Raw genomic sequence first — 12731 nt, forward strand, 5'->3', positions numbered from 1 at the left:
TTTGGTTTCGCTGCACCATATTGGCATCCCGATCGTGCTAAAAGCGTTAACTGCGCTGGCCTATCCCCGCCTGTGCATTGAAACCGGACGGGCCTTGGGGCACAAGGGCGCAGTAACGCCGGGGGCCTGTGTGATCGAGCTGGAAAATGTCGCCTATAGCTACGGTGACGGCGCCTTGTTGACGCAGGTGTCGCTGACGCTGGCGCCCGGATCCTTCCATTTCCTGACAGGGCCGTCGGGGGCAGGCAAGACCACCTTGCTGAAGCTGTGTTACGGCGCGCTGCATCCCACCACGGGCAATACGCTGTTCTTTGGCGAGGATGTCTCGCGCATGTCGCGGGACGCGGTGGCAAATCTGCGCCGCCGCGTCGGCGTGGTGCATCAGGACTGCAGCTTTCTCGACCATCTGAGTGTTGCCGATAACATCCGTCTGCCGCTGTCGGTCGCGGGCAGGCAGGCGGAAGAGGCACGCGAGGATCTGGCGGAGCTGATGGCCTGGGTCGGGCTCACCGAGCGGGCGCAGGCGCTGCCGCCGGAGCTGTCGGGGGGTGAGCGGCAACGCGCCGCGCTGGCCCGCGCGGTGATCCTGTCGCCGGATGTGCTGCTGGCCGATGAGCCGACGGGCAACGTGGACTGGGAGATGTCCCAGCGGCTGTTGCGCCTGCTGGTGGAACTCAACCGGATGGGCAAGACCGTGCTCATTGCCACCCATGACCTCAGCCTGATCCGGGCGGCCAAGACGCAGGTGCAGGCGCGGGTGCTGCGCATCGTGGGTGGGCAGGTACAGCAGGCAGGGGCCGACCTGTGACCTGGCGCGAGGATCTGCGCTATCTGGTGCTGGGGGACGGTCAGGCAGACCGCATCGTTCCCCCGTCGGGCTTTACCGCGCGACTGACCGTTTTTGCGGCAGCGGCGATGGCTTTCCTGGCGGTCTTTGCTCTGGCGCTGGCGCTGGCCTCCAATAGGCTCGCGCATCGCTGGGGAGCGGAACTGGCGGGCAGCTCTACCATCCGCATCGTCGCGCCGGAGACGCAACTGGGCCAGCAGACCGAAGCGGCTCTGGGCATTCTGGAGACAACGCCCGGCGTGGCCTTTGCCCGCGCACTCACGCCCGACGAGCAGCGCAGCTTGTTGGCGCCGTGGTTCGGGCGCGATGTTGATCTGCAAGCGCTGCCGGTGCCGCAGCTGATCGAGGTGATCGAGGAGGAAGGCTTTGACCCGGCGGGCCTGCGGCTGCGGCTGGCAGCCGAAGTGCCCGGCGCGGTGCTGGATGATCACGGGCGCTGGCGCGGCCCGCTGCTGGCCTCGGCCAACCGGCTGCGCGGGCTGGGGTGGCTGTCGACGGTTTTGCTGGCGGCGAGCGTGGCTGCCATGGTCAGCCTCGCCGCGCAGGCGTCCCTGGCCGCCAACGCGCAGGTGATCGCGGTGCTGAGGCTGGTCGGAGCCACGGATCGATATATCGCGCAGGCCTTCGTGCGCCGCTTTACCCTGCGCGCCCTTGGGGGTGGCGTCCTCGGTACCCTTGCGGGAGGTGTGGCTGTGGCCTCGCTGCCTGCGCCGCCGGAGAGCGTCGGGTTCCTCGAGGGGTTGGGGTTTGCGGGTGCGGACTGGCTGCTGACGCTGTGTATCCCACTGCTCTGTGCGGTTGTGGCCTTTGCCGCGACCAAAACCGCCGCGCACCGCGCATTGAAAAGGCTGGCCTGATGCTGCAATACCTTCGTTCCGTTCTCTTTATCGTGCAGATGTATGTGGCCATGCCGCTCTTCGGTCTGGCCTTTGCGCCCTGGGCTATGTTCAGCCGCATGGGCGCGTATGCGGCCTGCAAGGGGTATTCGCGCTACGTATTCTGGACGGCGCGCTGGATGGTGGGCATGCGTTGTGAGGTGCGCGGCACCCCGCCCGAGGGAGAGGTGCTGATTGCCGCCAAGCACCAGTCGTTTCTGGATATTATGATGATTTTCACGGCACTGCCTGCCGCCAAGTTCATCATGAAAAAAGAGATCCTGATGACGCCGATCATCGGGCAATACGCCCGGCGGCTGAACTGCGTTGCGGTGGATCGTGGCAAGCGGGGGGCGGCGATCACCAAGATGCTGGCGGATGTGCAAGCAGGGCGCAGCGAGCCTGGCCAGCTGATCATCTATCCTCAGGGCACCCGTGTGGCACCGGGCGTGAAGGTGCCCTACAAGATCGGGACGGCTGTGCTTTATGAGCAGATGGGGCAACCCTGCGTGCCGGTGGCGACGAATGTGGGCGTGCTCTGGCCCAAGCGCGGTTTGCTGCGCAAGCCGGGGGTCGCCGTGGTGGAATTCCTGCCAGCGATCGCACCGGGGCTGCCACGAGAGGCGTTTCTGGCGGAGCTGGAGCGCGCGGTGGAGGAAAACTCCGATGCGCTGAGGGCAGAAGCGGAGGCCGGACGTGGTTGAACGAATCGAGACAGTCGCAGCGCTTGAAGCGCTCTATGGACAGCCGGGGGCCGCTTCTCTGCGCAAGATGGCGCGGCGCATGACACCGCTTTACCGGGCGTGGATCATGGCTTCGCGATTTTGCGTGCTGAGCACGGTTGGGCCGGAGGGGACCGATGGCAGCCCGCGCGGCGACGATGGCCCCGTGGTGCAGGAGCTTGACCCCGGCACCCTGGCGATGCCTGACTGGCGCGGGAATAACCGGTTGGATTCGCTGCGGAATATCGTTGAGGACGGGCGCGTTTCGCTGATGTTCGTCGTGCCGGGTTCGAACAATGTGGTGCGGGTGAACGGGCGTGGCTGGCTGACGGCGGACAATGCCATGCGGCAGCGGTTCGCGCGCGGAGACAGGTTGCCTGCGACGGTAATCGTGATCGACATTGCGGAGATCTACACGCAATGCGCCCGCGCGCTGATGCGGGCGCGCACCTGGTCCGGCGAGCCTGCGCCCGCAGACCTGCCGACAGTCGGTCAGATCCTCGCCGAGGTATCCGAAGGAGACGAGGGCGGGGAGGCTTACGACGCCGCATGGGACGCACGGGCGGCGCGCACAATGTGGTGATAGCGGCCCGCGCGTTTTGATCGGGGCGCGGTTCGGAGTGGCGTGACCGTCGATCTACTGGTCGGTGCAGGGAAAGCGCTCTTACACGCCGCAGGTCCAAGGCAGGGCTTGATGCCTTCGGTTCTTCCGGTGGGAATGGGCGCGTAGCCTGAGGAATAGATCAAGTTTTTCAAGCGGGTATGCCCTGAGGGCAAAGCAGTAGGCAGCCCTTTGTTCCAAGGGTGCGGGGACCGCCCTTGGAACAGAGATCGAGGGGGCGGAGCCCGGTCCGCCTCTACATGTGGATCGGGCCGTCGCCACAGGCGAGGGCGGCTTCGCGCACCGCTTCGGAATAGGTCGGGTGGGCGTGGCATGTCATCGCCAGATCCTCCGCACTCGCGCCGAACTCCATCGCCACGCAAATCTCGTGGATCAGATCACCGGCCATCGGCCCGATGATATGCGCGCCGAGGATGCGGTCGGTGTCCTTGTCGGCGAGGATCTTGACGAAACCGTCGCCCGCGAAATTGGCCTTGGCGCGCCCGTTGCCCATGAAGCTGAACTTGCCGACCTTATAGGCACGTCCTTGATCTTTCAGGGATTCTTCGGTCGCACCCACATTGGCAACCTCCGGGTGCGTGTAGATCACGCCGGGGATCACGCCGTAGTTGACGTGCCCGTGCTTGCCCGCCACCTGCTCTGCCGCGGCCATGCCTTCGTCCTCAGCCTTATGGGCCAGCATGGGTCCTTCGATCACGTCGCCGATGGCGTAAACACCCTTGACGTTCGTCTCCCAGGTCTCGTTGACAGCGATCTGTCCGCGGTCGGTCATCTTGACACCGAGCGCGTCTAGGCCCAGCCCGTCTGTATAGGGTTTGCGCCCCGTGGCGACGAGCACCACATCGGCATCCAGCACGTGCTCGCTGTCATCCTTGCGCAGTTTATAGTGCACCTTGGCCTTGGTCTTGGTGGTTTCGGTCTTTTGGACCGCCGCGCCCATGATGAACTCAAGCCCTTGCTTTTTCATGGTTTTCTGGAAGTTCTTCTGGATCTCCGCGTCCATGCCGGGGGTGACCACATCCAAAAACTCCACCACCGTGACGTCGGCCCCGAGACGTGCGTAAACCGACCCGAGTTCCAGCCCGATGACGCCCGCGCCGATCACCACCATCTTTTTCGGCACCTTGCCCAGTTCGAGCGCACCGGTGGAGGTGACGACGCGTTTCTCGTCGACCTCCACGCCCGGCAGGGAGGCGGCCTCGGATCCGCTGGCGATGATGATGTTCCTGGCCTCGTGCACCTCGTCACCGACCTTGACCTGGCCTGCCTCGGGGATGGAGGCCCAGCCCTTGATCCAGTCTACCTTGTTCTTTTTGAACAGAAATTCGATGCCCTTGGTGTTTTGCTCAATGGTGCTGGTCTTGTAGCTGAGCATCTGGTCCCAGTCGACCGAGGGGCTCTTGCCCTTGAGGCCCATGGCGGCGAAATTATGCTCTGCCTCGTGCAGCATGTGGGTCGCGTGGAGCAGCGCCTTGGAGGGGATGCAGCCCACGTTCAGACAGGTCCCGCCCAGCGTCTCGCGCCCTTCGACGCAGGCCACTTTCAGCCCCAGTTGCGCACAGCGGATGGCGCAAACATAGCCGCCGGGGCCGGAGCCGATGATGATTGCGTCATAAGTTGCCATGGGTCTGATCCTCTCGTTCGTGGGCGTCAATGGCCCGTCGGTACTCTATCGGTATCATGTCGGTATCGCGTCGGTATCACGTCGGTGCGGGGCGCGCGATGGTGTAGCGGTTTTTTCATCGGTTGCGCGCGTTTGGCGACACCCCGAGGGCACAGTTTCGCGGCGATCCCGGCTCACAGCAGGGCCGCGCACAGCATTGTCACCGTGGCCAGAAAGCCGATGCCCCAGATGACCGACCGCCAAGGCACCCAGCCGAAGGCGTAGGCGGGCACATATGCCACCCGGGCGGCGAGGTAGACCCAGGCGCAGGTGCGGGTGAGCGGGGAGGACTGATCGCCCAGCGTGACCACCAGCACGGCGATGGTGAAGAGGATGAGTGCTTCGAAGTGATTGTCGAGTGCGCGGATGAGCCGCCCGGTACGGGGCGAGACGAGGGTTTTCATGTCGCCGCCCAGATCGTTTGTATCGCGGGGGGAGAGTGTCTTGGCGGTGCCCAGTTCGAGATTGGCGGGCACCGCCATCAGGGCGAACTGCGCCGCCTGCAGGAGTGCGGCGAGCGCGAGGACGGTCAGCTCAGTGGGCATGGCTGGTGACCTCTGTGAGGGCGCGGGCGATGGCGCCGGCCTTGGCGTCGGCGGTCTGGCCGCGGGCGCTGGGGTGGGCTGTGGCCAGATGCGGGACGCCGAAGCGGATGCAGGCGCGTGCGGCCGCTGTGCCCAGTGCGATGACCGGACGGCCCGCGATCTCAGCCTGCGTAATGGCGTCGAAACTGGCGTCGATGTCTGCCTGCGGAATGGCGGCAGAGCGGGTTTCGGGCAGCAGATGGACCGCATGGGTGAGGTAGATGTCCGCGCGGGTGAGCTGCGCCTCGCCGAGTGCGGCGTCGAGCACGCGGTTGAAGAGCATATCCGCAAGGTAGCCATGACGGCGCAGGATCGTGCAGTGGGCACGGGCGGTGGGCGCGTCGAGGTAGTTGTAGCTGATCAGCACAGGACCCGCGGGGTTGCCGCAGGTGAGGTGATAGGGGGTGATGTAGTGGCCATCGAGACCCACCTCCGCGTAGGTGGTCAGACCGGGCCGTGCGAAGGCGCGGCGCACGGTGATCAGGCGGGTCGTGGTCTCGGCGCTCAGCATCGCGGCTCAGAGCGCCAGCAGGTAGAGCGCGATGGTCGAGACGATGCCCACGTTCCAGACGAGGCTGCGCAGGCCGGTGATGCCAAAGGCGTAGCTGGGCAGGTAGATCACCCGGGCGATGAGAAAGGCGGTGGCGGCGAGCCGCGTCTCGCTGGTGCTGCTGTCGGTGACCACGATCAGCAGGACGGCAGGGGCAAAGAGCGCCAGTGCTGTGATGGAATTGCCGAGCGCGCGTTCGAGGCGTCCGGCGATCCCCGAAACGGTGCGCCCTTCGTCGCGGGCACCCATGAGGTAGCCAAGCCCCAGTTGGGTGATGGCCCCGGTGGCCTGCAGCATGAGGGTGAGGATGACCAGCAGGCCGTAGAGGATGAGGGCGGTGGGTTCGGTCATGTCAGCTTCATTTCTCGCCTTGCATTCTGTTTTCCTGAGTCCGAGGCCCCGCCTCGGGCCGCGCCCGACCTCCCCGGCGGGGAGGGCGCACATGCGTGCACCCCGGGCTGACGCCCCCTGCGGCCTCAAAGGCTCCACTGGAGCCTTTGCAAGACGGCCTCCGGCCCGAGGTCGGGCGCGGCCCAATGCAACCGGCGGTACAAAGATCACAAATCCATCAACAACCGCCTTGGATCCTCCAGCGCTTCTTTCACGCGCACGAGGAAGGTCACCGCGCCTTTGCCGTCCACGATCCGGTGGTCGTAGCTCAGGGCGAGATACATCATCGGGCGGATGACGACTTCACCGCCGATAGCCATGGGGCGGTCCTGGATTTTGTGCATGCCGAGGATGCCTGACTGTGGCGGGTTGAGGATGGGCGAGGACATCAGCGAGCCGTAGACGCCGCCGTTGGAGATCGTAAACGTACCGCCCTGCATTTCTGCCATGGAGAGCTTGCCGTCGCGGGCGCGGGCACCTTTTTCGGCGATGGCCTTTTCGATGGCGGCAAAGCTCATCGCGTCCGCATCGCGGATCACCGGCACCACAAGACCCGTGGGGGTTCCGGCGGCGATGCCCATGTGCACGAAGTTCTTGTAGACGATGTCGGTGCCGTCGATCTCGGCGTTGACCTCGGGCACTTCGTTCAGCGCATGGCAGCAGGCCTTGGTGAAGAAGGACATGAAGCCCAGTTTCACCCCGTGTTTCTTCAGGAACAGGTCCTTGTATTCATTGCGCAATGCCATGACCTCGGTCATGTCGACCTCGTTGTAGGTGGTCAGCATCGCGGCGGTATTCTGGCTGTCCTTGAGCCGCTTGGCGATGGTCTGGCGCAGGCGCGTCATCTTCACCCGCTCTTCGCGGCCCGCGTCATCGGCGGAGACCGGCGCGCGCGGGGCGGGCGCTGGCGCGTCACCGCCCTTGGCGGCGGAGCCCGCGGCGGCGATGGCGGCGGAGACGTCTTCTTTCATGGCGCGGCCGTCGCGGCCCGTGCCGGTGACCTGATCGCGGCTGATGCCCGCTTCTGCCATGGCTTTCTTGGCCGAGGGCGCGTCCTCGACGTCCTTGCCCATGCTCGTGTCCTTGCCTGCGGCGGGGGTGCTGTATTGGGTGTCACCGTCCGGGGTCGGTGCCGCCGAGGTGCCGCCCGCGCCTTCGGACATCACGGCGAGCTTGCCACCGGCGGCGACGGTGCTGCCTTCCTCGGCAAGGATTTCCGTGAGGGTGCCGGAGGCCGGTGCGGGGACCTCGACGCTGACCTTGTCGGTCTCCAGCTCGCAGAGCATCTCATCCGCGGTCACACTGTCGCCCACCTTCTTGAACCAGGTGCTGACGGTGGCCTCTGTCACGCTTTCGCCCAAGGTCGGCACCATGACGTCCACGCTGGCCCCGCTCGCGCCGCCACTGGCGGACCGGTCGGAGGCGGCGGGGGCGCTGTCCTCAGCGCTTTCCTTCCCTTTGGGAGCCGCCTTGGAGCCTGCATCGCCCTCGGCGATATTGGCCAGCAGCGCATCGACACCCACGGTGTCGCCTTCGGCTGCCACGATTTCATCCAGCGTTCCTGCGACCGGGCTTGGCACCTCGACGGTGACCTTGTCGGTTTCCAGCTCGCAGAGCATTTCGTCGACCGCCACGGTCTCCCCGGGTTTCTTGAACCAGGTGGCGACGGTGGCTTCGGTAACGGATTCGCCCAGCGTGGGGACGCGTACTTCGGTGGTCATTTCTTCTTTCCCTTCGGGCTTATGTCTGCAGTGTCAGCGCATCGTCGACGAGTGCGGCTTGTTGGGATTTATGCATGCTGGCGAGCCCGGTTGCGGGCGAGGCGGAGGTGGCGCGACCGATATACCGTGGCCGCGGGTGCTTGGCTTTGATGCGGCCCAGCACCCATTCGATGTTGGGCTCGATAAAGGTCCAGGCGCCCTGGTTCTTGGGCTCTTCCTGGCACCAGACGACCTCTGCCTGCTTGAAGCGTTCCAGTTCCTTGACCGCGGATTGCGCGGGGAAAGGATAGAACTGCTCCACCCGCAGCAGGTAGATGTCGTCGATGCCGCGGGCGTCGCGTTCCTCCAGCAGGTCATAATAGACCTTGCCCGAGCACATCACCACGCGCTTGATCTTCTTGTCCTCGAGCAGCTTGGTGTCGGAATTGCCCTGCTGCGCGTCATCCCAGACCAACCGGTGAAAGCTGGAGCCGGTGGTGAATTCCTTTGCCGTGCTGACGGCCATCTTGTGCCGCAGCAGCGATTTCGGGGTCATCAGGATCAGCGGTTTGCGGAAACTGCGGTGGATCTGCCGCCGCAGCAGGTGGAAGTAGTTCGCGGGCGTCGTGCAATTGGCCACGATCCAGTTGTCCTGACCGCACATCTGCAAAAACCGTTCGAGCCGGGCGGAGGAGTGCTCCGGTCCCTGTCCTTCGAACCCGTGGGGCAGTAGGCAGACCAGGCCGCTCATCCGCAGCCATTTGCTTTCGCCGGACGAGATGAACTGATCGAACATGATCTGCGCACCATTGGCAAAATCACCGAACTGCGCCTCCCAGAGCGTCAGCGCGTTGGGCTCGGCCATGGAATAGCCGTACTCAAACCCGAGCACCGCGTATTCCGACAACATCGAATCGATGACCTCGTAATGCGCCTGACCTTCCTTGATGTGGTTGAGCGGATAGTAGCGCTCCTCCGTTTCCTGATTGATCAGACCCGAATGCCGCTGGGAGAAGGTGCCGCGGGTGCTGTCCTGACCTGCGAGCCGCACCGGGTAGCCTTCGGTCAGCAGCGAGCCGAAGGCCAGCGCCTCTGCCGTGGCCCAGTCGATGCCGGTGCTGCCCTCGAACATCTCGCGCTTGGCCTCCAGCAGACGTCCCACGGTCTTGTGCAGCGGGAAGCCGTCCGGCACGGTGCTGAGCGCCTTGCCCACCTCGGCAAAGGTGCCCTTGGAGATCGCCGTCTTGCCGCGCTGGTACTTCTTTTCGCCCATCTTATCGAGATGGGACCACTTGCCATCGAGCCAGTCGGCCTTGTTGGGGCGGTACTCCTTGCCCGCCTCGAACTCCTCGCTCAGATAGGCCTGGAACGCGGCCTTCATATCCTCGATCTCACCCTCGGGGATCAGACCGTCGCGCACCAGCCGTTCGGTGTAGAGGCTGAGCGTGGTTTTGTGGCCCTTGATCTTTTTGTACATGATCGGGTTGGTGAACATCGGCTCGTCGCCTTCGTTATGCCCGAAGCGGCGGTAGCAGATGATGTCGATCACCACGTCCTTGCGGAACTTCTGGCGGAATTCCGTAGCGACCTTGGCCGCATGCACCACCGCCTCCGGATCGTCGCCGTTCACGTGGAAGATCGGCGCTTCCACCACCAGCGCATTGTCCGTGGGGTAGGGCGAGGAGCGGCTGAAATGCGGGGCGGTGGTGAAACCGATCTGGTTGTTGACGACCAGATGCATGGTGCCGCCGGTCTTGTGCCCGCGCAGGCCGGACAGTGCGAAGCATTCCGCCACCACGCCTTGCCCCGCAAAGGCCGCATCCCCGTGCAGCAGGATCGGCATGCAGGAGGTGCGGTCCGGGTCGTTGTTCTGGTCCTGCTTGGCGCGCGCCTTGCCCAGCACCACGGGGTTGACCGCTTCGAGGTGGCTTGGGTTGGCGGTCAGGCTGAGGTGGACGGAATTGCCATCAAACTCGCGGTCGCTTGAGGCGCCAAGGTGGTATTTCACGTCGCCCGAGCCGTCCACGTCTTCGGGTTTGAAGCTGCCGCCCTGAAACTCGTTGAAGATCGCCCGGTAGGGTTTGGCCATCACATTGGCCAGCACGGATAGCCGCCCGCGGTGGGGCATCCCGATGACGATGTCGCGCACGCCGAGCGCGCCACCGCGTTTGATGATCTGCTCCATCGCCGGGACCAGGCTTTCGCCGCCGTCGAGGCCGAAGCGTTTGGTGCCCATGTATTTGACGTGCAGGAATTTCTCGAAGCCTTCGGCCTCCACCAGCTTGCTGAGGATCGCGCGGCGGCCCTGTTTGGTGAAGGTGACCTCCTTGCCAAAGCCCTCGATCCGCTCTTTCAGCCAGCCCGCCTCTTCGGGGTTGGAGATATGCATGTATTGCAGCGCGAAGGTGCCGCAGTAGGTGCGTTTCACGATGGCCAGGATCTCGCGCATGGTGGCGGTTTCCAGCCCCAGCACATTGTCGATGAAAATGGGCCGGTCCATGTCGGCCTCGGCAAAGCCGTAGGATTTGGGGTCAAGCTCCGGGTGCGGTGTGTTCTCGCGCATACCAAGCGGGTCGAGGTCGGCCACGAGATGGCCGCGGATGCGGTAGGCGCGGATGATCATCAGCGCGCGAATGCTGTCGAGGACCGCGCGTTTGATCTGGTCATCGGTGACCTCGACACCCTTCTCGGCGGCCTTGGCGCGGAGCTTGTTGCCTGCGCCCTTGAGTTCGGCCTCGGGTGCCCATTCGCCGGTGAGCGCCTGCGTCATCTCATCGCCCGGCTGCGGCGGCCAGTCGTTGCGCGCCCAGGAGGGGCCCTGCGCCTCTTGCCGCACCGCCCCCGCGTCATCGCCCATCGCCTTGAAAAACGCCTGCCATGCGTCATCGACCGCTTGGGGGTCAGAGGCATAGCGCGCGTACATCTGTTCGAGGTACTCCGCGTTGTGGCCTTGCATGAAGGAGGAGGCGTGGAATTGGTCGTTGGCGGGATGATCGGTCATGGGGTTACCTCATTGGGGTTGGGACCGTATTTGTTGGGGCCGGGTTGGGAGGGGCGGATAAGCCAGATAAGTAGCAAGAGAAAGGAGCCGAAAATTGCCAGAAAAATGGGCAAGCCGAAAAGGCCGAGCTGGACCTTCACGCTTCCGGTTTCTCGGAGCGCTTCGAGCAGGGCCGTCCAGCCAAGCGTGGCGAGGATAGAAACGACAACGCCTAAAATGAGCAGGACAATCGGTGCCAGCTGCCACCATCCGCTGCGGCCGACATCGTGCAGCCGCCGACAAGCAACTGCGACACCTGGAACAAGAACAGCGAGCGCGAAGACATTGCCAAAGATGCCGCTGTGATAGCTGGTGTGATGTATTTCATTGAGCGAGCGCGTGCCGTCTTCTGCAACAACAACTTGTTTTTCGACTTCGAATGTGGGGCCGAAGATGGCGGTGTTCAAAGCAAGCAAGCAGATCATTACGATCAGCCAGAAAAGCCAAAACTTCCAGTATTCTGACCGTGATGCGCGACCAGAAAAGGTGAAGTACTTTCTCAAACAGGTTCTGACGGACTCGGTAAGGGTCATCTTGTGCAATCTCCCGCCCGGCGGGTACCGCCGGGCAGTGCCCGACCCTCCACCCGGGGAGGGCGCTTCTCGCGCACCCTCGGGTCGGACGCTGCCCTCAGTGCGTCGGTGCATTGGTTGATTACAGATCGGCGCTGCGTCTGATCGTATTTTGAGGGAGCGCATGACAAGAGCGTGTAGGTGACGCTCGGCTTGGTTGCGCGCCGGGACTGCGCCCAATCGGACCGCCAGCGTAATGCGTGAGGGCTTGCCGCTTGTTCTGCGCACGGCTCGCGCAATGTCATTGGCGCGGGTCGCTGAGGCGAGGTCGGGAGAGGGCGGGCGATCATCATGGCGCGTCCGGTTTCTGCAGGAGCGACACCTGTGAAAAGGCGAACGCGACCCGGGGTTCACGGCCGAGCGCCTCCGTTGCGCTGCTGTCGAACCGGGCGGCCTGATAAAAGGTCGCCGCGCCATCGCTCTGGGTCTGCACCGTGAACATCTGCACATGGGGATCGACCCGGCCCGAGCCAGAGCGCGCGTCGAGCGCTTCCATCGTGTTCAAGATCTCCACGGTGTCTTCATCGCCCGGTCCGGCGTAATAGCAGCGCAGCTCTGCCAGCGTTTCGGTCGATCGGTTCAGGAGCGCGAGCGATGCCTCGTCGCTGGCTGTCAGGAAGACGATGTCCGCAAGATCCTCGGCATCGGCAACAAGCAACTTGAGCGCCCGCTCGAGCGCTTGATCCGGACCGTTGGTCCAGTCGATTGCGTCTTCTGCATTGCGATCCACGAGCAGAAGCCCATCCGCCAGCCGCTCCACAGCGAGCACCGCGACGTCATTGGACGCCGGGCGCGACCAGCCTGCGTCCACAAGGGCCTGTGCCACGCTCAGGTCGATCCCTTCGGACGCTTTGCAGATCTCGGCGGTTTTCGAGATCAGCGATGGCGCGTCTGCCCGCGCCTCTTGCGTGCCAATGGTGAGAAGGCTGGCCAACAAAACCACGGCGCATCGGGCCGCGGGTCGTCCGGCCAAGGGGGCGCGACCGGTGTCGCTCGAAGAGACGGTCCGGTTCCTCCCCCACCGCCGCGCTGACGCCGAACGTCTGCTGAGGTCAGTGGCACCTCGAGGCGCCGCGCGTTCGGACCTCACACGCGCCGCTGGCGCGTTTGCCTCGCGTATGCTCGGATCGGTCCTGCGCCGGGGCTCCGCCCGTTCAGACCTCAAA

At 64.4% G+C, this 12731-nt stretch carries 12 protein-coding genes; 4 read left to right on the forward strand and 8 right to left on the reverse strand.

Features of this window, described 5'->3' with window-relative positions; all coding sequences use genetic code 11:
• Window positions 1-130 precede the first annotated feature (130 nt).
• From Q1A53_RS14850 to Q1A53_RS14865, 4 genes are read left to right on the forward strand one after another with little or no spacing between them, the layout of a single operon-like run.
• Entirely contained in the window at window positions 131-808 is a 678-nt protein-coding gene (locus Q1A53_RS14850) for an ATP-binding cassette domain-containing protein (protein ID WP_299968445.1), read from the forward strand.
• The gene (locus Q1A53_RS14855) at window positions 805-1704 is read left to right on the forward strand and encodes an FtsX-like permease family protein (RefSeq protein ID WP_299968243.1); all 900 of its coding nucleotides are present in this window, start codon (window positions 805-807) and stop codon (window positions 1702-1704) included. Before Q1A53_RS14850 ends, Q1A53_RS14855 begins: the two co-directional genes overlap by 4 nt.
• Window positions 1704-2426 (forward strand): lysophospholipid acyltransferase family protein, encoded by a 723-nt coding sequence (locus Q1A53_RS14860; RefSeq protein ID WP_299968245.1) that lies wholly within the window; start codon window positions 1704-1706, stop codon window positions 2424-2426. The genes Q1A53_RS14855 and Q1A53_RS14860 overlap by 1 nt, the downstream gene beginning before the upstream one ends.
• The gene (locus Q1A53_RS14865) at window positions 2419-3027 is read left to right on the forward strand and encodes an MSMEG_1061 family FMN-dependent PPOX-type flavoprotein (RefSeq protein WP_299968247.1); all 609 of its coding nucleotides are present in this window, start codon (window positions 2419-2421) and stop codon (window positions 3025-3027) included. The genes Q1A53_RS14860 and Q1A53_RS14865 overlap by 8 nt, the downstream gene beginning before the upstream one ends.
• 274 nt (window positions 3028-3301) lie before the next feature.
• Here the strand turns inward: Q1A53_RS14865 and lpdA are convergent, their stop codons facing one another.
• The 8 genes from lpdA to Q1A53_RS14905 form a co-directional block, all read right to left on the reverse strand.
• Window positions 3302-4690, reverse strand: a complete 1389-nt coding sequence (gene lpdA, locus Q1A53_RS14870; protein ID WP_299968249.1) for a dihydrolipoyl dehydrogenase — start codon at window positions 4688-4690, stop codon at window positions 3302-3304.
• A gap of 173 nt (window positions 4691-4863) precedes the next feature.
• Entirely contained in the window at window positions 4864-5274 is a 411-nt protein-coding gene (locus tag Q1A53_RS14875; protein ID WP_299968251.1) for an MAPEG family protein, read from the reverse strand.
• Window positions 5264-5824, reverse strand: coding sequence for a uracil-DNA glycosylase family protein (locus Q1A53_RS14880; protein ID WP_299968253.1), 561 nt, complete (start codon window positions 5822-5824; stop codon window positions 5264-5266). The genes Q1A53_RS14875 and Q1A53_RS14880 overlap by 11 nt, the downstream gene beginning before the upstream one ends.
• A gap of 6 nt (window positions 5825-5830) precedes the next feature.
• The gene (locus Q1A53_RS14885; protein ID WP_299968254.1) at window positions 5831-6214 is read right to left on the reverse strand and encodes an MAPEG family protein; all 384 of its coding nucleotides are present in this window, start codon (window positions 6212-6214) and stop codon (window positions 5831-5833) included.
• Window positions 6215-6420: 206 nt separating this feature from the next.
• Window positions 6421-7974, reverse strand: a complete 1554-nt coding sequence (gene odhB, locus Q1A53_RS14890) for a 2-oxoglutarate dehydrogenase complex dihydrolipoyllysine-residue succinyltransferase (RefSeq protein WP_299968256.1) — start codon at window positions 7972-7974, stop codon at window positions 6421-6423.
• Between the two features lie 19 nt (window positions 7975-7993).
• On the reverse strand, window positions 7994-10954 hold the full coding sequence (locus Q1A53_RS14895) for a 2-oxoglutarate dehydrogenase E1 component (RefSeq protein ID WP_299968258.1): 2961 nt from the start codon (window positions 10952-10954) through the stop codon (window positions 7994-7996).
• Complete coding sequence (locus Q1A53_RS14900; protein ID WP_299968260.1) at window positions 10951-11526, reverse strand: DUF805 domain-containing protein; 576 nt, start codon at window positions 11524-11526, stop codon at window positions 10951-10953. Before Q1A53_RS14900 ends, Q1A53_RS14895 begins: the two co-directional genes overlap by 4 nt.
• A 328-nt stretch (window positions 11527-11854) precedes the next feature.
• Window positions 11855-12499 (reverse strand): hypothetical protein, encoded by a 645-nt coding sequence (locus Q1A53_RS14905; RefSeq protein WP_299968263.1) that lies wholly within the window; start codon window positions 12497-12499, stop codon window positions 11855-11857.
• Window positions 12500-12731 lie beyond the last annotated feature (232 nt).

Source organism: uncultured Roseobacter sp., assembly GCF_947496515.1.
In the GTDB taxonomy this organism is placed as follows: domain Bacteria; phylum Pseudomonadota; class Alphaproteobacteria; order Rhodobacterales; family Rhodobacteraceae; genus Roseobacter.